Annotated in this window: 8 protein-coding genes, 2 rRNA genes and 1 pseudogene; 7 read left to right on the top strand and 4 right to left on the bottom strand. The window is 71.1% G+C overall.

Annotation, left to right across the window (positions count from 1 at the left end; genetic code table 11):
- The first annotated feature begins 219 nt into the window (after window positions 1-219).
- The 3 genes from ABIH81_RS09290 (at window position 220) to ABIH81_RS09300 (ending at window position 4,349) form a co-directional block, all read left to right on the top strand.
- Window positions 220-3,328 (top strand): 23S ribosomal RNA (locus tag ABIH81_RS09290).
- 73 nt (window positions 3,329-3,401) lie between these two features.
- Window positions 3,402-3,518: ribosomal RNA gene (gene rrf / locus ABIH81_RS09295) — 5S ribosomal RNA — on the top strand.
- 204 nt (window positions 3,519-3,722) lie between these two features.
- Complete coding sequence (locus ABIH81_RS09300) at window positions 3,723-4,349, top strand: NADPH-dependent F420 reductase (RefSeq protein WP_349879910.1); 627 nt, start codon at window positions 3,723-3,725, stop codon at window positions 4,347-4,349.
- A gap of 59 nt (window positions 4,350-4,408) precedes the next feature.
- Here ABIH81_RS09300 and ABIH81_RS09305 read toward each other — a convergent pair whose 3' ends face one another.
- Window positions 4,409-6,223 (bottom strand): VanW family protein, encoded by a 1,815-nt coding sequence (locus ABIH81_RS09305; RefSeq protein ID WP_349881050.1) that lies wholly within the window; start codon window positions 6,221-6,223, stop codon window positions 4,409-4,411.
- Between the two features lie 186 nt (window positions 6,224-6,409).
- Between ABIH81_RS09305 and nudC the strand changes: the two are divergent.
- Window positions 6,410-7,324, top strand: a pseudogene (gene nudC, locus ABIH81_RS09310) (NAD(+) diphosphatase); the annotation flags it as partial.
- Here nudC and ABIH81_RS09315 read toward each other — a convergent pair.
- Window positions 7,224-8,501 carry a polysaccharide biosynthesis protein gene (locus tag ABIH81_RS09315; RefSeq protein ID WP_349879911.1) on the bottom strand — a complete coding sequence of 426 codons (1,278 nt, stop codon included), beginning with the start codon at window positions 8,499-8,501 and terminating at the stop codon, window positions 7,224-7,226. The pseudogene nudC and the gene ABIH81_RS09315 overlap by 101 nt on opposite strands.
- The gene (locus ABIH81_RS09320; RefSeq protein WP_349879912.1) at window positions 8,498-13,003 is read right to left on the bottom strand and encodes an alpha-(1->3)-arabinofuranosyltransferase family protein; all 4,506 of its coding nucleotides are present in this window, start codon (window positions 13,001-13,003) and stop codon (window positions 8,498-8,500) included. Before ABIH81_RS09320 ends, ABIH81_RS09315 begins: the two co-directional genes overlap by 4 nt.
- 162 nt (window positions 13,004-13,165) lie before the next feature.
- Between ABIH81_RS09320 and ABIH81_RS09325 the strand changes: the two genes are divergently transcribed.
- From ABIH81_RS09325 to ABIH81_RS09335, 3 genes are read left to right on the top strand one after another with little or no spacing between them, the layout of a single operon-like run.
- Window positions 13,166-15,049, top strand: coding sequence for a hypothetical protein (locus tag ABIH81_RS09325; protein WP_349879913.1), 1,884 nt, complete (start codon window positions 13,166-13,168; stop codon window positions 15,047-15,049).
- A complete protein-coding gene (locus ABIH81_RS09330; RefSeq protein ID WP_349879914.1) occupies window positions 15,049-16,758 on the top strand; it encodes a hypothetical protein in 1,710 nt (569 codons plus the stop codon). Before ABIH81_RS09325 ends, ABIH81_RS09330 begins: the two co-directional genes overlap by 1 nt.
- A 35-nt stretch (window positions 16,759-16,793) precedes the next feature.
- Window positions 16,794-16,988, top strand: a complete 195-nt coding sequence (locus ABIH81_RS09335; protein WP_349879915.1) for a hypothetical protein — start codon at window positions 16,794-16,796, stop codon at window positions 16,986-16,988.
- Here ABIH81_RS09335 and ABIH81_RS09340 read toward each other — a convergent pair.
- Complete coding sequence (locus ABIH81_RS09340) at window positions 16,973-18,151, bottom strand: glycosyltransferase family 4 protein (protein WP_349881051.1); 1,179 nt, start codon at window positions 18,149-18,151, stop codon at window positions 16,973-16,975. The genes ABIH81_RS09335 and ABIH81_RS09340 overlap by 16 nt on opposite strands.
- Between the last annotated feature and the right edge of the window lie 127 nt (window positions 18,152-18,278).

Genomic DNA, 18,278 nt, shown 5'->3' on the forward strand with positions numbered 1-18,278 from the left:
TTCTGGTGCGGCTGGCGCGGGATGTAAGCACCCTGTTGGGTCCTGAAGGAACAACCGAGGTTGTTTTTTCAGAGCCTTGAGACGGACCGCAGAGTCTGTCGGGCGCCAGGCGCGGCCTGGTCTCGCAAACCGTAATCCTTGGTGGGTTGTAGGTGTGGGGCTGTGGGTTGTGGGTTGGTTGTTTGTTGAGAATTGCACAGTGGACGCGAGCATCTTTGTGGTCAAGTTGTCAAGGGCGAACGGTGGATGCCTTGGCACCAGGAGCCGATGAAGGACGTGGGAGGCCGCGATAGGCCTGGGGGAGCTGTCAACCAAGCTGTGATCCCAGGGTGTCCGAATGGGGAAACCCGGCATCAGTCATGTGATGTCACCCGCACCTGAACACATAGGGTGTGTGGGGGGAACGCGGGGAAGTGAAACATCTCAGTACCCGTAGGAAGAGAAAACAAATAGTGATTCCGTGAGTAGTGGCGAGCGAAAGCGGATTGAGGCTAAACCGGCGGCGTGTGATACCTGTCAGGGGTTGCGTCGTCGGGGTTGTGGGACCCTGCTGAGTGTGCTGACACGCATTCGAGGAGTTACAAAGTCAGTGGCTAGTCGAACAGTCTGGAATGGCTGACCGTAGACGGTGATAGTCCGGTAGGTGAAAGCTGCTGGTCTTCTGTGGGTGTTCCCGAGTAGCGGCGGACCCCTGAAATCTGCCGTGAATCTGCCAGGACCACCTGGTAAGCCTAAATACTTCCTGGTGACCGATAGCGGACGAGTACCGTGAGGGAATGGTGAAAAGTACCCCGGGAGGGGAGTGAAATAGTACCTGAAACCGTTCGCCTACAATCCGTCGGAGCCTTGCGGGGTGACGGCGTGCCTTTTGAAGAATGAGCCTGCGAGTTAGTGGCATGTGGCGAGGTTAACCCGTGTGGGGGAGCCGTAGCGAAAGCGAGTCTGAATAGGGCGTTTTTAGTCGCATGCTCTAGACCCGAAGCGGAGTGATCTAGCCATGGGCAGGCTGAAGCGCGGGTAAGACCGCGTGGAGGGCCGAACCCACCAACGTTGAAAAGTTGGGGGATGACCTGTGGTTAGGGGTGAAAGGCCAATCAAACTCCGTGATAGCTGGTTCTCCCCGAAATGCATTTAGGTGCAGCGTCGCGTGTTTCTTGCCGGAGGTAGAGCACTGGATGGTCTAGGGGGCCCACAAGCTTACCGAAATCAGCCAAACTCCGAATGCCGGTAAGTGAGAGCGCGGCAGTGAGACTGCGGGGGATAAGCTTCGTAGTCGAGAGGGAAACAGCCCAGATCACCAGCTAAGGCCCCTAAGCGTGTGCTAAGTGGAAAAGGATGTGGGATCGCATAGACAACCAGGAGGTTGGCTTAGAAGCAGCCACCCTTTAAAGAGTGCGTAATAGCTCACTGGTCAAGTGGTTCCGCGCCGACAATGTAGCGGGGCTCAAGCACACCGCCGAAGCTGTGGCATTCACATATTGACTTCGCTCGGCCTTGATGCCGGGTGCAGGTGTGTGGATGGGTAGGGGAGCGTCGTGCCGGGGGTGAAGCAGCGGGGTGACCCAGTTGTGGACGCGGCACGAGTGAGAATGCAGGCATGAGTAGCGAAAGAAGGGTGAGAAACCCTTCCGCCGGATGACCAAGGGTTCCAGGGCCAGGCTAATCCGCCCTGGGTGAGTCGGGACCTAAGGCGAGGCCGAGAGGCGTAGTCGATGGACAACGGGTTGATATTCCCGTACCCGCGAAAGAGCGTCCCTGACGAACCTCGTTGTGCTAACCACCCGAGCTGCCGGCGGTCTTCGGACCTATGGCGGTGAGCGTGGGAACCTGACGGGTAGTAGTCAAGCGATGGGGTGACGCAGGAAGGTAGCTGATCCCGGCCGGTGGTTGTGCCGGGGTAAGCGTGTAGGCCGGTGTGTAGGCAAATCCGCACACCATGAGGCTGAGACGTGATGCCGAGCCGATTCAGGTGAAGTCAGTGATCCTATGCTGCCGAGAAAAGCCTCTAGCGAGTTCTTAGCGGCCCGTACCCCAAACCGACACAGGTGGTCAGGTAGAGAATACCGAGGCGATCGGGCGAACTGTGGTTAAGGAACTCGGCAAATTGCCCCCGTAACTTAGGGAGAAGGGGGGCCGGAGACGTGAAGCCCCGCGCGGGTGGAGCGTTGTATGGCCGCAGAGAGCAGGGGGAAGCGACTGTTTACTAAAAACACAGGTCCATGCGAAGAAGTAATTCGATGTATATGGACTGACGCCTGCCCGGTGCTGGAACGTTAAGGGGACCTGTTAGCTCTTCGGGGCGAAGCGGAGAACTTAAGCGCCAGTAAACGGCGGTGGTAACTATAACCATCCTAAGGTAGCGAAATTCCTTGTCGGGTAAGTTCCGACCTGCACGAATGGCGTAACGACTTCCCCACTGTCTCAACCACAGGCCCGGCGAAATTGCATTACGAGTAAAGATGCTCGTTACGCGCGGCAGGACGGAAAGACCCCGGGACCTTTACTATAGCTTGACATTGGTATCTGAATTAGCTTGTGTAGGATAGGTGGGAGCCGGTGAAGTCCATACGCCAGTATGGGTGGAGGCAATCTTGAAATACCACTCTGGTTGATTCGGGTATCTAACTTCGGACCGTTATCCGGTTCAGGGACAGTGTCTGGTGGGTAGTTTAACTGGGGCGGTTGCCTCCTAAAGGGTAACGGAGGCGCCCAAAGGTTCCCTCAGCCTGGTTGGCAATCAGGTGTTGAGTGCAAGTGCACAAGGGAGCTTGACTGTGAGACTGACAGGTCGAGCAGGGACGAAAGTCGGGACTAGTGATCCGGCACTGGCATGTGGAAGCGGTGTCGCTCAACGGATAAAAGGTACCCCGGGGATAACAGGCTGATCTTCCCCAAGAGTCCATATCGACGGGATGGTTTGGCACCTCGATGTCGGCTCGTCGCATCCTGGGGCTGTAGCAGGTCCCAAGGGTTGGGCTGTTCGCCCATTAAAGCGGTACGCGAGCTGGGTTTAGAACGTCGTGAGACAGTTCGGTCCCTATCCGCCGTGCGCGTAGGATACTTGAGAAGGGCTGTCCCTAGTACGAGAGGACCGGGACGGACGAACCTCTGGTGTGCCAGTTGTCCCGCCAGGGGCACGGCTGGTTAGCTACGTTCGGAAGGGATAACCGCTGAAAGCATCTAAGCGGGAAGCTCGCTTCAAGATGAGGTATCCCACCCACATTTGTGGGGTAAGGCCCCCAGCTAGACGACTGGGTTGATAGGCCGGAAATGTAAGCCCGGTAACGGGTTCAGTTGACCGGTACTAATAGGCCGAGGACTTGACTACCAAGCTGCTACGCGTCCACTGTGCAACTCTGAACAAACAGCAACCTGCGGGTTGTTTGACATGTTCATAGAGTTACGGCGGTCATGGCGGAGGGGAAACGCCCGGCAACATTCCGAACCCGGAAGCTAAGCCCTCCAGCGCCGATGGTACTGCACTCGGGAGGGTGTGGGAGAGTAGGACACCGCCGGACAATCTTTCATTCAGGGCCACCCCCAACGGGGTGGCCCTGAATCGTTTTCTCCCCCGGAAAACACCACGACGGGCCGCCTCGGTCTCGTACCGTCGAGCCGGGACCGTCGACGCACGCTCGCCCGCCGGCTCGGCGGCGCGAAACGTGACGTGTCGTACGCCGGGACCGTGATCGGGTCCGACCGCACGGGGTACAGGAGTGGGCATGGAGATCGGAATCATCGGGTCGGGGCACATCGGGGGCACCCTCGCCCGTCGTCTGCGTTCACTCGGTCACGACGTCGCGGTGGCCAACTCCCGCGGGCCACAGAGCCTGACCGACCTCGCCGCCGAGACCGGCGCCCGGGCGGTGTCGGTGGAGGACGCCGTCCAGGACGCCGAACTGGTGGTCATCGCGATCCCGCTGAAGGCGGTGCCGCAGCTCCCGGCGGCACTCTTCGACGGCAAGCTGGTGGTCGACGCCAACAACTACTACCCCCAGCGCGACGGCGACATCCCCGAGCTGCTGGACCGCAGCCTCAGCTCCAGCCGCTGGACCGCTGATCACCTCAAGGGCGCCCGGGTGGTGAAGGTCTTCAACAACATCCAGGCCGCGCACCTGATGGACGAGGGCAAGCCGGCGGGTACGGCGGGCCGGATCGCGCTGCCGGTGGCCGGTGACGACGCGGACGCCAAGCGGGTCGTCATGGGGCTGGTGGACGAGCTGGGCTTCGACCCGGTCGACGCGGGCACCCTGGACGAGAGCTGGCGGCAGCAGCCGGACACGCCCGTCTACGGCACCGACCGGGACGCCGGCGGCGTACGCGAAGGGCTGGCCGCGGCGCGGCCGTGAGAAGCATGGGAGAGGCCCCGCCGGATACGTCCGGCGGGGCCTCTCGTCGTTCCGGTGGATCAGTCGTCGCCCGGCTTCGGGGCGCAGATGAAGCGCGGCTCGGCGTCGTAGCGCCAGCTGAACTTCTCCCGCTTGAACACCTTGCCGTCCTTCTTGATGACCCGGTACGCGTCCTGGGCGAACCCGACGGCGCCGGCGGCGGCGATACAGGTCGGTCCCGGCGTCAGGTAGACCGTCTTCGGCTGGGTGATGTCGCGGCGCGGGCCGTACTCGGTCTTCACGCTGTCGTAGATCTTGGTGCTCCAGATCGAGACGGTGATCGAGCTGGACGTGTACGACGTGTCGATCAGGACGCCGTGGGGCGTGTTGTTGCGGAACTTGAAGTCGAGCTGCGGCCAGTAGATGGTCGACTCGATCACCGCCGGGTAGCGGCTGAAGTAGAACGAGTGCGGCTTGTGCTCGACGTCTTCAAGCCCGGCGTAGTAGGTGGCGTTGAACAGTGTGGTGGTGAACTGGGAGACGCCGCCGCCGACGCCCGGCACCAGCTTGCCGCCGACGATCGTCGGCGCGTCCTTGTAGCCCTGGTCGTAGCCGCGCTCGCCGGTGTGCCCGTTGAGCGAGAACGTCTCGCCCGGCTTCACCAGCGCGCCGTCCACGTCCTTCGCCGCACGGACGATGTTCTGGCTGCGCGGGGACGACAGGCCGCCGGTGAAGTGGGTGGTGAACGTCGACACCCGCTCCTTGACGCCGAGCTTCGCCAGCTCCGCCTCGGTCAGCTCGGGGGCGGCCGGCTTCAGTTCGGCGGTCACCGTACGGCCCTCGGTCTTCGGCAGCACCGCGAGCAGGGCCGGGCCGAGCGCGGCGGCGTCGACCTGGCGCCCGGCCTTGCTGGGCAGCACCTTCGGCTTGCCGCCGCTGATGGTCAGCCCGGCGTCCCGCGGCTCGACCTCGAGCTTCGTCAGCCGGTCGCCGAGCGCGGTACGCAGCCGCTTGACGTCGACCTTCGGGGTGAGCGTGCCGGCGTCGTCGGCGGAGAAGCGCAGCGACCGGGCGATGGCGGCGGGCGGGATGGTGATCGAACCGCCGTCGGTGCTGAGCGTGACCGGTGCGGCCACCGCGGGCCGGGCCAGCTCGGCGACGAGCCGGTCCACCTCCTCCCGGGTGGTGGCCGGCCACTTCTCGACGAGCGGCACGGTGACCGGCTCGGCGGCCAGCCAGCCGGCCTTCACCACTGCGGTGGCGCCGTCGGCGTCGATCGTCAGCGCCGGCTTCGGGTAGACGGGCTTCGGTGTGGTTTCGGTCCAGATGATCGCCGGCATGGTCATCTCACGCCCCTGCGCGCCCATCACCTTGCGCAGGGCCGCCCCCAGCTTGGCCTGGTCGACGGTGACCACCGGCTCGACCGCCCGGGAGCCGACGAGCCGGCTCACCGCGTGCGCCTCGGCCTCGGCGGCCGCCGCCACCGTCGCCTCCACGTCGATGGCGAGCCCCACGTCGGACGGCTTCAGCTCGGCCTTGTTCTCACCGACTGTGACCGGGAGCGGGGCGTTCAACCTGTCTGCCCGGCGTTCCAGCTCGGTGCGGAGCGCCTGGGCCGCCTCCGCGCGGCTCCGCCCACCCAGTTCGGTGCCGAGCACCGTGGTGCCGCGGGGCACGTCACCGGCGTACGCGTAGGCGCCCAGGCCGACGCCGCCGGCGAGCACGGCCGCGACGATCCCGCCGGCCAGCAGCAGCCGGGCCCGTCGCGAGCGTGTCGGCCTGGCGCCGCCTCCGGGTGGTGTGGCGACCGGCTCCATCTCGACGCCGGGCCAGCTCACCGCCGACACCTTGATGGTGGGACGGTCGTCGGCAGCCGGCATCTTCTCGCCGTACATCGTCACTGCAACCTCGATCGGAAGTACGCGCGGGGACCGCTTCCCCCGCGGGAGACACCTACGGTAACCAACGCTCGGGCCCGCCGGGAGTGTCCGGTCCGGCGGTCGTTTCGGTTGACCGCCGGTGTCGCACCGATCACCCGTTTCGGGGCCGTGCCGCGGTGGGGATCGTGGCACGGTGAGCTGGTGCGGACACAGGATCGGGTGCCGGCGTACGGCGGCGGACGGCTGGACCGGGCCGCGGCGCGGCGCGCGGACGCGGACTGGCTGGCCGAGCGGCTGACCGATCCGGCGAGCGTGGTGCTGCCGCTGTGGCGGGACCGCTGCCTCATCGACGGGGACGGGCCGGTCCGGCTCACCGGGGAGCGTGCGTCGGCCGTCCGGGCCGCCGCGGGCGAGACCGTCTTCCTCGGAGTCGACGGCGACGACGCGGTGTTCGCCGTCGACCTCTCCGCGCTCGGCGAGCGGGCCGCCGTGGAGGCGGCCGCCGCGACGCGGGCTGTCGACCTGCGGGCGCTGGCCGGCCGGCTCGACCCGGCCGGGGCGGCCGTGCAGGCGTACGCCCGGGGGTTGCTGCTGTGGCACCGGCAGCAGCGATACTGCGGCGCGTGTGGCGCGGCGGCGGTGGCCGGGGGTGGCGGGCACGTCCGGACCTGCGCCGGCGCGGAGTGCGGGCGGCTGCTGTTCCCCCGGATCGAGCCGGCCGTCATCGTGCTCGTCGAGGCGCCCGGCGCGCCGGGACGCTGCCTGCTGGCCCGGCACGCGGGCGCGGCCGAGGGGGCCTATTCGACGCTCGCCGGCTTCGTCGAGGTCGGTGAGAGCCTGGAGGACGCGGTCCGCCGGGAGCTGGCGGAGGAGGCGGGGGTGACCGTCACCGACGTGACCTACCAGGGGTCGCAGGCGTGGCCGTTCCCCGCCGGCCTGATGGTGGGTTTCCGGGCCGTCGCCACCTCCGAGCAGGTCCGCGTCGACGGCGTGGAGCTGCTGGAGGCGCGCTGGTTCACCCGGGCGGAGCTGCGGGAGCGGATCGCGTCCGGTCGGCCGCTGGGCCGGGTGGACTCGATCGATCACCTGCTGCTGAGTGACTGGCTGGCCGCCGACGGCCCGGCACGGCCATCAGCAGTGTCGTGACGGCGGCCGTGGCGAGAGCCGCGACGACCAGACCGCCGACGGTACGCGGGCGCACGGTCGCGGCGACCGTCACCAGCGTCGCGGTGCCCAGCCACAGCGGTGCCGCGGCCCATCTGACGCCCCCGGCGAGACGATCGTTGAGCAGCACGAACGTCACCGCGTAGAGCGCGCCGACGGCGGCGAACAGCGGCGCGTACCGGCCGAGCGCTGTGTAGTCGGGTCCGCCGACGAGCCGGAAGGCCAGCCCGCCGGCGACGGCCGACGCGCCCACCAGGACCAGACCGCAGGCACCCGTCACCGCGAGCGCGACGGTGCGGCTGCGGCGGTCCCCGCGAGCCAGGCGCGGCAGGGCCAGGACGGCGGCGACCTGCGGTGCCCAGAGCGCGCCCTTGGTCAGGACCGTCCCCACCGAGTACGCCCCGGAGCCCGACGGTGGCAGCAGTTGCCGGGCCAGGAGCAGGTCGGCGTAGGAGACGACGAGCATCGCCAGCGTCGCGCCGCATCCGGCGGTCACCTGGGCGACGGTCAGGCGCGGGGCGGCCGAGGGACGCCGGGGCGTACCGGTGAGCCAGGCCAGTGCCGGGGGCGCCGCCGCGGCGGTGAGCGCCCCGATCGCGAGCGAGCCGGTCAGGCCCGCGCCGAGCAGCAGCCCCACGATCACCCCGCCGTAGCGGGCGGCGGCCAGCAGCGCCATCGCGGTGGCGAGCCGCAGGAAGCGCTGGCCGCCCTGCAACTCGCCGAGCGAGCGCGACGAGAGCACCACCGAGGCCGTGGTGACCGCCAGCAGCGCCGGTACCACCGCCGGCAGGTCCAGTGCGGCGACCAGCACCGGCGTCGCCACCAGCAGCACCCCCGCGCACAGGGCGGCGGTCAGTACGGTGAGCCGCCGGGTGTCGGACGGGCCGTGCCGGGCGTGGTGCACGGCGACTGCCAGTTGCAGGCCGAGCCCCGGCACACCGGCGATGGCCACCAGGCCGAGGGCGGTGGCGAGCGCACCGAGGTCGTCCGCGTCGAGCTTCCGGGCGGCGAGCACCGGCACCAGGTAGGCCAGGCCGTTGACCAGGACACCGGCGAGCGTGACGGCGACGCCCGCCGCCCCCAGCCCGGTCCTCCGGCCGTCCGCCGCCTCCGGCCGGCCCTCGCTCACGTGATCTCCGAGACGCGGGACACCGGGCCGCCGTCCGGCCCCGGCCGCCCGTCCGAGTCGGGCTCGGCAGGACCGTCCGGATCCGCATCCCGGTCCGGCTCCGGCTCGGCGTCGAGGTCCGGCGCTGGATCAGGATCCGCGCCCGGGTCGATGTGGGCGGCGGGAGCGGCGGCGGCCCCGGCGAGGGCGGGGACGGGCGTCGGCTGCCCGGCCGGCTTCGGCGCCCGGGGGGCCGGCACGGCCGGGGCCGCCGCCGAGGCCGGCCTGATCCGGCGTACGGGCCGTCGGCGGGCGGTCGTGGAGAGCCAGAGCGCGCCCAGGGCGGCGACCGTCAGGAGTTGCGGCAGCGCGACGGTGTGCTGGTCGGCCGATTCCAGGTAGACCCATCCGGCCAGCGCCACGAGCGCGCCGGGAAGCCACGTCTCGGCGGCCCGGGCGATCCTCCTGACCCGCCGGGGGTCGCCGGTCCAGGGCAGGCGGCGCGGCCCGGGTACGGCGAGCATGAAGCCCGCCGCGACCAGCAGGGCGCCGAGCAGGCCGCTGTGCAGCACGAGCGCGGCGGCGCCGACTGCGAGCAGCGGCAGGGAGCGGGTGAGCCGGCGCCGCGCCGCCGGCACGACAACGACCGCGCGATCCCCGGCCGGCCGGCGATCGGGCAGCACCGCGAGCAGGACCACCGCCGCCAGCAGGACGCCGCCGAGCAGCAGGCCCATCCGGTACGGGGTGTCGGGCGTGAAGCGCAGCACCACGTCCCCGGAGACACCGGCGGGAAGGATCCAGCCCTGCTGCCAGCCGTCCACCACGAGCGGGGTGAGCGTCTTCCCGCCGATGGTCGCCTGCCAGCCGGTGTTGGTGTTCTCCCGTACCGCGAGCACCCGGTCGACGGGGTGCTCGGACACCCGTACCCGCCGCTCGGTGGCCGACCAGGAACCCACCTCGATGTCGCTGGCGGTGGCCGCCGCGGCGGGCGTGGCGTTCCGCGGCGCCAGCGCGACCCGGGTCGCGGTCGCGAGCGTGCTCGCCGTGGTGACGACGCGGTGCTCGCCGCTGCCCAGGTCGAGCTGCCGGGGCGTGTTCCGGCCGCAGACGGTCACCGGCATCTCGCGCATTTCCAGCAGGTCGCGCACCGTGCCGGTGAGCGTGGTGGTGATCCGGGACGCCCCCACCTGAAGCGTCGGGCCCGAGCCGCAGGCCAGCTTCAGCGGGGTCTCCGGACGGGGTGCGACTGTGGTCCCGAGGGGCAGCACCGTCAGCTCGCCGACCGCGATGGGCAGCTTCTCGGGCAGCCGCAGACCGTACGGGTCGGTGCTGGTGGCGGACGGCTTGTCGAGGAACTGGATGGTGATCGAGTCGGTCCGCATCGGCGGGTCGAGCCTGAGCACGCCGTCGTTGGTGAGCAGGTTGCTGCGGAACCCGTCGTCGCCGACCACCCGTACGCTGCCGACCCGGGTGGCCGCGGTCCCGTCCTCGACGGTGAAGCGGATCCGGCTGATGACCTGCGGTTCGAGCCAGGTGAGTCGCAGGATCGGCGCCTCGTCGTTCAACGCCGGTGACCAGCTCGTGGCCGGGTCGCCGTCGAGGACCGCGCCGGGCCGGCCGGCCGGGTCGGGTACTGCCGTCGAGGACGCGGTGACCTGCGGCGCGAGGCGCAACGGCTGGGCGTCGGCGACCAGCTTGTCCAGAGCGGCGTTCAGCTCCGGGCCGGGGGTCGGCCGCGCCCACAGCTTCGCGTCGTACGTCCCGGCCACCGGCAGCGTGAACGTGCGGTCGATGGTGGTGGCGTCCTCCGAGCCGCGGATCGCGTCGGTGGAGCAGCGCGGGCGGCCGTCGACGGTGAAGCAGGCGGGCGTGGACGGCGCCGCCGACACGACGACGCCGGCCGGCCGGTCGGTGGCGGGGGCGGCGGGCAACTGGAGCGTCCGGCCGGTCTCGACTCCGGGAATCCTGATCTCGGTGATGCCCACCGACTTGTCGCCGAACGGGCGCAGGTCGAACGCGGCGTCGACGGACACCTCGACCTTGCGGGTGGCGTGGACGCCGGGCAGCTCGAAGACCATGTGGTCACCGAACTGCTCGACGGTGCGGCTCTCGTACCCGGCGGTCACTGTGACTGTGGTGGGCAGGGCGTCGGCCTTCAGGTCGAACCACACCTCCACCCGGGTGACCCGGGTCGGGTTCGCCAGGCTCACCTCGATCCACTGCCTGTCGCTGCGCGAGTGCGGCGCCGAGCGCCAGGACGTGGCGGTGTTGCCGTCCATCGCCGCGTACGGCTGGTATTCCGGCCGGGCGCCGCCGGTGGCGTCGATCTGGGAGCGGGCGGTCGAGGCGCGGATCGCGCTGATGCCCTCGAAGCGGGCGACAGTCGACCACTCCGGTCCCCAGTCGGGCAGGTAGTCGTGCGCGGGCGCGGACACCGCGAAGGTGTCGTCGGCGGTGAGCGTCTGGGAGGAGTTGTCGCGCAGCCGGCCGAACGAGACGTCTCGTCGGCGCAGCCCGTCGGTCATCACGACCGGCCCGGTGCTCCCGCCGGCCTTCGCGTCGCCGGCCAGGACCGTGGGCGCGGCACTCAGCTGGCCCGAGGCGGCCAGGTCGAGCAGCGACTCGGGACCGCCGACGACAGTGGTCACGTCGTCGCGGTCGTACGCGACCACCGGCTGGACGGCCCGGTCCACCCGGTACACCTCGAGTGCCCGTCCGGGCACGTCCAGGCCCTGGTCGCGGAACTCGTCCGGGGAGTCGGAGCCGCCGCGTACCGGGCCGAAGGACACGACGCGGGTCAGCCCGGGTGAGCGTTCCAGCGCCTGCCGGACGACCGCCGGGCGGGCGGTGTCCGAGCGGCCGTGGTCGAGGTCGGCGCGGAACAGGACGTGGCTGATCCCGGAGCGGGCGAGCAGGTCGGCCAGGCCGGTCGACCCGGCGCCGGTGGCGAGCGTCGACTCGATCGCGTCCAGCAGCCGGATCGTGGTGGGCGGGGTGAACGGGATCGCGTTGCGGACCGCCCACCGGCTGTCCAGCAGCGGCTGCGCGATCTCGTCGGTCGTGCTGCCCCAGTCGTACGCGGGGAAGCGCGCGCCGGGGACGACGAGCACGCGTCCGCGTCCGGTGTTCGCGTCCAGCCAGTCGGTGGCCTCGTGCCAGTAGCCGGGCACGTCCTTCACCGCCCCCGGGGTGGCGAGGCCACCGGCGAGCGCCGGTGAGGCGACGCCCGCGACCGCGACCATGGCCGTGCCGGCGGTGAGCCAGGCCCGGGCGGTGGCGCGGCCGCGACGCTGCTCGGGCGCGGTCCGGGCGGCGCGTACGGCGAGGCTGACCAGGTGCGCCAGGCCGAGCGCCAGCGGCAGGCGGAGCAGCACGTCGAACTTGTGCACGTTGCGCAGCGGGGCGCCGACGCCGTCGAGGAACTGCTGCTGCGGCCCGGCGAGGATGTTCGGCAGGTCGCCGGTGTGCCCGAGCCCGACGAGCGCGACGCCGAGCAGCAGGCCGGTGATGAGGAATCTGCGGTGCGGCATTCCCCGCCGGGACAGGCCGAGCACCCCGAGCGCGGCGACCGCCAGGGTGGCCACCACGAGCAGCGTGTCGTTGGCCAGCCGCGCGCCGGCCGGGATGGTCGCGCCGAACGGGGAGGCCAGGTACGCGACCCAGTAGGAGGTGCCGCGCAGCGTCGTCACCGCGTCGGTGACGCTCGTGGTGTTGCGGGCGGTCTCGATGTAGTCCAGGAAGGGCGGACTGTACCGGCCGAGGACCAGCAGCGGGATCAGCCACCACGCGGTGGCCAGGGCGACCGCGCCGCACCAGGCCGCGAGGGCGGTGACGCGGCGGCGCAGGGGCCGGAGCGTGGCGAGCCAGAGCAGGGCGAGCGGCACCACGGCGGCGACGGCGGTGGCGTTGACACCGCCCGCGCAGGCGACGGCGATCGCCGACCCGGCGACCGCGCGGCGCAGCCGGGCGCCCCGGGCGAGTCCCACGAGCGGGATGAGCACCCACGGCGCGACGGCGCTGGGCCAGGACTCCACCGACGACCAGCCGAGCTGGGTCAGGATGCGCGGGGACAGCGCGAACGCGACCCCGGCGATCATCCGCCCGGCGGGGCTGCCGATGCCGAGCCGGCCCGCCAGCCGCACCACACCGAGGTACGCGACGCAGAACAGCAGCGCCCACCACAACCGCTGGACGACCCACGGCGCGATGCCCAGTTCCGTCCCGAGCAGGAAGAACGGGCCCATCGGCCAGAGATATCCGTACGCCTGGTTCTGGAGCTGGCCGAACGTGCCGGTGGGATCCCACAGGTGCAGCGAGCGCAGCAGCCACCCGGCCGGATTGACGTTCAGGTCGACCTTGGTGTCCGGGACGACCTGCCCGGGGGCCTGCTGGAAGGCGAGGGCGGTGAGCGCGAGGCAGATGGTCAGGTGCCGGAACCGCCGCGCCGTCTGCCGGGCACGGCCGGTCTCCCGGGCGGGGGTGTCCGTGCCCGCCGGCGACGTTGTCGTCCCGTCCGCACGCATTTTCGGCTCCTGTCTCGCCGGCCGTACGCGCACCTGCAACATGACGCGTGTCGCGCGACGTTATCCGGACCGGACGCGCAGCGGCGACCTGGGGGCGCTGCGGGGCGTTATCAGGAGAACGGCCGTCCCCACGGCGTGTAAGCGTGTGGCAGGCTGCCGACCATGTCAATGCCACAAGCAGCGGCCGAGACGCATCCGGCAGCCGTCGGCGCGGAGGACGACGGACCCGGACCGCTCGGTCGCTGGATACGCGCAGACCGCGTCCGCGCGGTCGCGATCGCCCTCATCATCGTGTCCGTCGTGTCGCGCGCCGGGCTGGCCGCCCGTGGCTGGTTCTCGCAGGACGAGTTCGTCATCGCCGCGCAGGTGCTCGACACCCGGCTGGACCCGGACTACCTCCTGGGCACGTTCAACAACCACCTCATGCCGGCCGGGCTGGCGGTCGCCTGGGTGATGGTCCGGGTGGCCGGTTTCGCCGGCTGGCCGTGGATCCTGCTGCTGGCGGCCGGGCAGGCGGCGGTGGGGATCGCCCTCTACCGGCTGCTCCGTGACCTGCTCCGGCCCGGCTGGGGGCTGCTCGTCCCGCTGAGCCTGTTCCTGTTCAGCCCGCTGACGCTCGAGGTGTCGTCGCTGTGGCTGGTCGGGCTGCTGGTGCTGCCGCCGCAGCTCGCCCTGGTCCTCGCGGTGGCGGCCCAGGTCCGGTACGCGCGCACCGGCCGCAGGCGGCACCTCGTCCTGGTCGCGTGCTGGCTGGTGTTCGGCCTGCTCTTCGACACCAAGGCGCTGCTGATCGTGCCGCTGCTGTTCCTGCTGACCGCGTTCCTGTTCACCAAGGGCCGGGCGTGGCGCAGCCTGGTGACCACCGTCGTGCGGTTCTGGCCGGCGTGGCTGATGCTCACCGTGCTGTCCGGGGCGTACCTGGCGTACTACCTGACCCGCCCGGCCCGGGTGCTGGACGAGGCCACGTCCCCCGGGCAGGTCTTCTCCTTCCTCAGCGACCTGATCGGCGACACGGTGGTGCCGGGCCTGCTCGGCGGGCCGTGGCGCTGGACGTACGCCGGTGACGGGCCGCCGCTGTCCGACCCGTACGACATCGCGAAGTGGCTGTCCTGGGCGGTGCTCGCGGCGCTGATCGTGGTCACCGTGCGGCGGCGGCCGTCCGCCGGGCGGGCCTGGCTGCTGCTCGCCTGCTACCTCGGCCTGGTCGCGGCGCTGTTCGCGGTGACCCGGCTCGGCGGACCGCTCGGGCCGCTCGTCGGCGTCGTCCCCCGGTACGTCGCGGACGTGGTGCTGGTGGCCGCGATCTGCGTCGGGGTGGCGCTGCTCGGGATGAAGGACAACGACGAGGACGACGTCTCCGCGTGGCCGCTGCCGACTGTGCTGCGGGAGCCGGGCGCCTTCGCCGTCGGCCTGGTCTCGATGGTCGTGCTGCTGGCCACCATCGGCGTGGGCACGCTGTGGAGCACCGCGCGGTTCGGGGACAACTGGAGCACCAAGCACGGGCGGGACTACCTGGCCACGACGCAGGCCGAACTGGCCGCCGCGCCGCCGGGCACCGTCTTCTTCGACACGATCGTCCCGGACCGGGTCGTGGCCGGGTACTTCTGGCCGGACAACCTCCAGTCCCACTTCTTCCGTCCGGCGGAGCGCCGGCCGACGTTCGTGACGATGAGCGAGAAGCCGTCGACGTTCGACGAGAACGGCCGGATCCGCCCGGTCGTGGTCGAGGGACGCAAGGTCGCGCCCGGCACCGTGGAGGGCTGCGGGCACCTGGCCGAGGGCGGCCGGACCGCCCGCATCCCGATGGACGGCTATCTGGTGGAGTGGCCGTACGTGGTGCACTTCGGCTACGTCAGCTCCGGTGACTCGACGGCGGTGTTCAAGCTCGGCGACGCCACCCGTGAACTCACGCTCAAGAGCGGGCTGAACGACGTGTTCTTCATGCTGGAGGGCGCCGGGTCCGCCGTCGAGCTGACCGTGGACACGCCGGGCGTCCGGTTGTGCACCAACCTGGTCACCATCGGCCGGGCGGTGCCGAAGCCGTAATGACCGGACGTCCCGCCGAGGCCGGCGGCCCCGAGGTCCGGCGGTGGCGGGAGACGCTGCCGCTGTACGTCGTGGCGGTCGTCGTCACCGTGTTGGTCCTGGCTCCGCTCGCGGCGCCGGGCTACGCGCTGCGGTACGACATGGTGTTCGTGCCCCGGCAGCCGCTGAGCTGGGATCTGGTGGCCCCGGCGCAGAGCCTGCCCCGGGCGGTGCCGATGGACGCGCTGGTCTCGCTGGTGACCCAGCTCGTGCCGGGCTGGGCGGTGCAGCGGGTGGCGCTGGCCGGGGCGGTCCTGTTCGCCGCCGCAGGCGCGGGACGGCTGGTGCCGACCGAGCGTCGTGCGGTGCGGCTGGTCGCCGCGGTGGCGTACGCGTGGACGCCGTACCTGGCCGAGCGGCTGCTGATCGGGCAGTGGGGGCTGCTGCTGGCGTACGCCGCGTTGCCCTGGCTGGTGCGGGCGGCGCTGGACCTGCGGGCGGGCCGCGACGGCGCGCTCGCCCGGGTGGTGCTGCTCGCCGCGCCCGCCGCGATCACCCCGACCGGCGGCCTGATCGCGCTGGCGACGGTGCTGGTGCTGGCGGCGGACCGGGCCCGGCTCCGGCTGTCCGCGGTCGCGGTGGGCGGTGTCGCGCTGCTCAACGCCCCGTGGATCGTGGCGGCCCTGGTCACCGGCGCGGGCGGCACGTCCGACCCGGCCGGCGTGGCGGCGTTCGCGGCGCGCGCCGAGAACTGGGCCGGCCCGCTGGTGGCGCTGGCGGGCACCGGCGGCATCTGGAACGCGCAGGCCACCCCGGCCAGCCGGTCCGCCACGCTGGCCCCGCTGGCGACGGTGGTGGTCGTGGTCCTGGCCGTGGCCGGCGCCGGCCTGCTGCGGCGCCGGCTGCCGGCGGGCGCGGCGGTACGGCTGGGCGTGCTGGCCGGCGGCGCGTACCTGCTGGCCGCCCTCGCCGTGCTGCCCGGCGGGAATTCGGCGCTGAGCTGGGCGGTGGCGCACGTCCCGGGGGCGGGACTGCTCCGCGACGGGCAGAAGTTCCTCGCGCCGTACGCCCTCGTGCTGGTGGTGTGCGCGGCGCTCGGCGCCGAACGGCTGGTGGCCCGGATCGACCGCGAGGTGGGCGGGATCGTGCTGGCCGGGCTGCTGCTCCTGCCGGTGGCCGCGATGCCGGACCTGGCGTTCGGCGGGGCCGGCCGGATCAGCCCGGTGCGCTACCCGGCGGACTGGCGGGCGGTCGCCGAGCGCCTGCCCGGCGACCCCGGTGAGATCCTCGCCCTGCCGCTGACCACCTACCGGGCCTATCCGTGGAACCCGGGCCGGGTGGTGCTGGACCCGGCACCCCGCTATCTGCCGGGAACCGTGCTCACCGACGACACGCTGGTGGTCGACGACGTCGCGGTGACCGGGGAGAATCCGCGCCTGCGCGAGGTGCGCCGGGTGCTCGCCGAGGGCCGGCCGGTCTCGGCCACCGGCGTGCGCTGGGTGGTGGTGCAGCACGGTACGCCGAGCACAGTGGACCCGGACGTCCTGGCCGGTCTCGACCTCCGGTACGAGGGTGAGTCGCTGAGCCTCTACCGGAACCCGGCCGCCTCGGGCTCGCCGCCTCGGGCCGGAGCCGGTCGCTGGCTGGTCGTGCTCGCGTGCGGAACTGCCGTTCTGGCGGTCATGGCTGCCGCCTTTTCGACCCTACGCCGGCGAGCTACTGCGTGGTAACGTCCGCTCGCACGTCTCACCATCGGAGGAATGGCATGCGTAGAGCTTTGACCCTTGTCGTGTCCGGCCTGGTGGCGGCGTTGCTGGGGATCCTGGCCCTCGGCGGGCTCGCGGCCGCCGCGACCGCCACGGCCGAGGAGGCCGCGACCGAGGCGCGTAACGCCACGGAGGCGGCCAAGCGGGCCGGGAAGCAGGATCCGTACGCCCCCGAGGTCTACGGCAACAGGTAGGACGGGTCGCCCCGCCGCTGGACCGGGCGGGGCGAATCCGCAGTCTCCAGCAGTGTCGCGAAGCGTTCCCCCGCCACCGGCCAGGTGAAGTTCGCCGCGTGCCGCCGGGCCTGAGCGCCCATCTCCTGACGCATCTCGTCGTCGTGCAGCAGCGCGCGCACCTTCGCCAGGTAGTCGTCGATGTCGTCGGCCAGCAGGCCGGTACGCCCGTCGACCACCGCCTCCGCGACGCCGCCCGCCTCCCGGAACGCCACGGTCGGCGTACCCGCCGCGCCGGCCTCCACGATCGTCAGCCCCCAGCCCTCCTTGAGCGACGGCGTCAGGGCGACCCAGGCCGAGGCGAGCAGCGCGGCCTTCTCCTCCTCCGTCACGAAGCCCCGGAAGTCCACCCGGTCGGTGATGTCCAGCTCGTCGGCGACCTCGCGTAGGTGCGACTCCCACCAGCCCTGCCCGGCGACCACCAGCCGGAGCTGGGGCAGCTCGTCGGCGAGCGCCGCGACCGCGCGCAGCGCCACCTCCACCCGCTTGTGCGGCACGAGGCGGTTCAGCGTCACGAGCAGCGGGAACGGGGCGCGCTCGGCGTCGGTACGGGGCAGCTCCGGCGTGCCGTTGTAGACCACCGAGACCTGCGCCGGCGGTACGCCGAGGGTGGCGAGTTCGCGCCGGGTCGCCTCGGACACGGTGACGTACCGGCACCGCCGGTAGACGCGTACCGCCAGCGACGACTCGACCCACCAGCCGAACCGGGCGGCCCACTGCGGCAGGACCACCGGCCACTGCTCGCGGTGCACGTGGTGGATCAGCTTGACCACCGGGCGCCGGGCCCAGAGCGGGGAGAGGAACGGCAGGCCGTTGCAGACGTCGACGAGGATGTCCGGCCGGCCGCCCCGGCGCGCGGCGAGCGGGCCGAGGCCGAACGCCCCGGCCAGGTAGCAGAGCGCGGCCCACAGGTAGACGGTGTGCCGGCCGCCGCGCCGGACGAACCGGATGCCCTCGTCGTTGACCTCGTCGGCAGGGGCCTCGCGGTGCGCGGCGCAGAACAGGGTGGCGCGGAACCCGCGCGCCACCAGCTCGGCGGCGATCCGTTCCACGTACACCTCGGAACCGCCGCCCTCGGGGTTGCGAGTGTCTCGCCAGTTGAGGAACAGCACGTGTCCGGGCATGCCGAAGCGACGCTCCACGCGAACCCTACTCTCAAGTAATTTGCGGTGCGCGTCACATTAAGGGCTGGGCCTGCGCCCGGGCAATGCCCCGACCGGCGGCGTCGGGCCGCCGGTCGGGGCCGGGTGA

Source organism: Micromonospora sp. HUAS YX12, from assembly GCF_040215685.1.
GTDB classification, from domain to species: domain Bacteria; phylum Actinomycetota; class Actinomycetes; order Mycobacteriales; family Micromonosporaceae; genus Micromonospora; species Micromonospora tulbaghiae.

Excerpts from the sequence above, each read along its gene's own strand:
- ABIH81_RS09300 (WP_349879910.1), top strand. The coding sequence starts at position 3,723 with ATGGAGATCGGAATCATCGGGTCGGGGCACATCGGGGGCACCCTCGCC.
- ABIH81_RS09305 (WP_349881050.1), bottom strand. The coding sequence starts at position 6,223 with ATGTACGGCGAGAAGATGCCGGCTGCCGACGACCGTCCCACCATCAAG.
- ABIH81_RS09320 (WP_349879912.1), bottom strand. The coding sequence starts at position 13,003 with ATGCGTGCGGACGGGACGACAACGTCGCCGGCGGGCACGGACACCCCC.
- ABIH81_RS09325 (WP_349879913.1), top strand. The coding sequence starts at position 13,166 with ATGTCAATGCCACAAGCAGCGGCCGAGACGCATCCGGCAGCCGTCGGC.
- ABIH81_RS09330 (WP_349879914.1), top strand. The coding sequence starts at position 15,049 with ATGACCGGACGTCCCGCCGAGGCCGGCGGCCCCGAGGTCCGGCGGTGG.
- ABIH81_RS09335 (WP_349879915.1), top strand. The coding sequence starts at position 16,794 with ATGCGTAGAGCTTTGACCCTTGTCGTGTCCGGCCTGGTGGCGGCGTTG.
- ABIH81_RS09340 (WP_349881051.1), bottom strand. The coding sequence starts at position 18,151 with ATGCCCGGACACGTGCTGTTCCTCAACTGGCGAGACACTCGCAACCCC.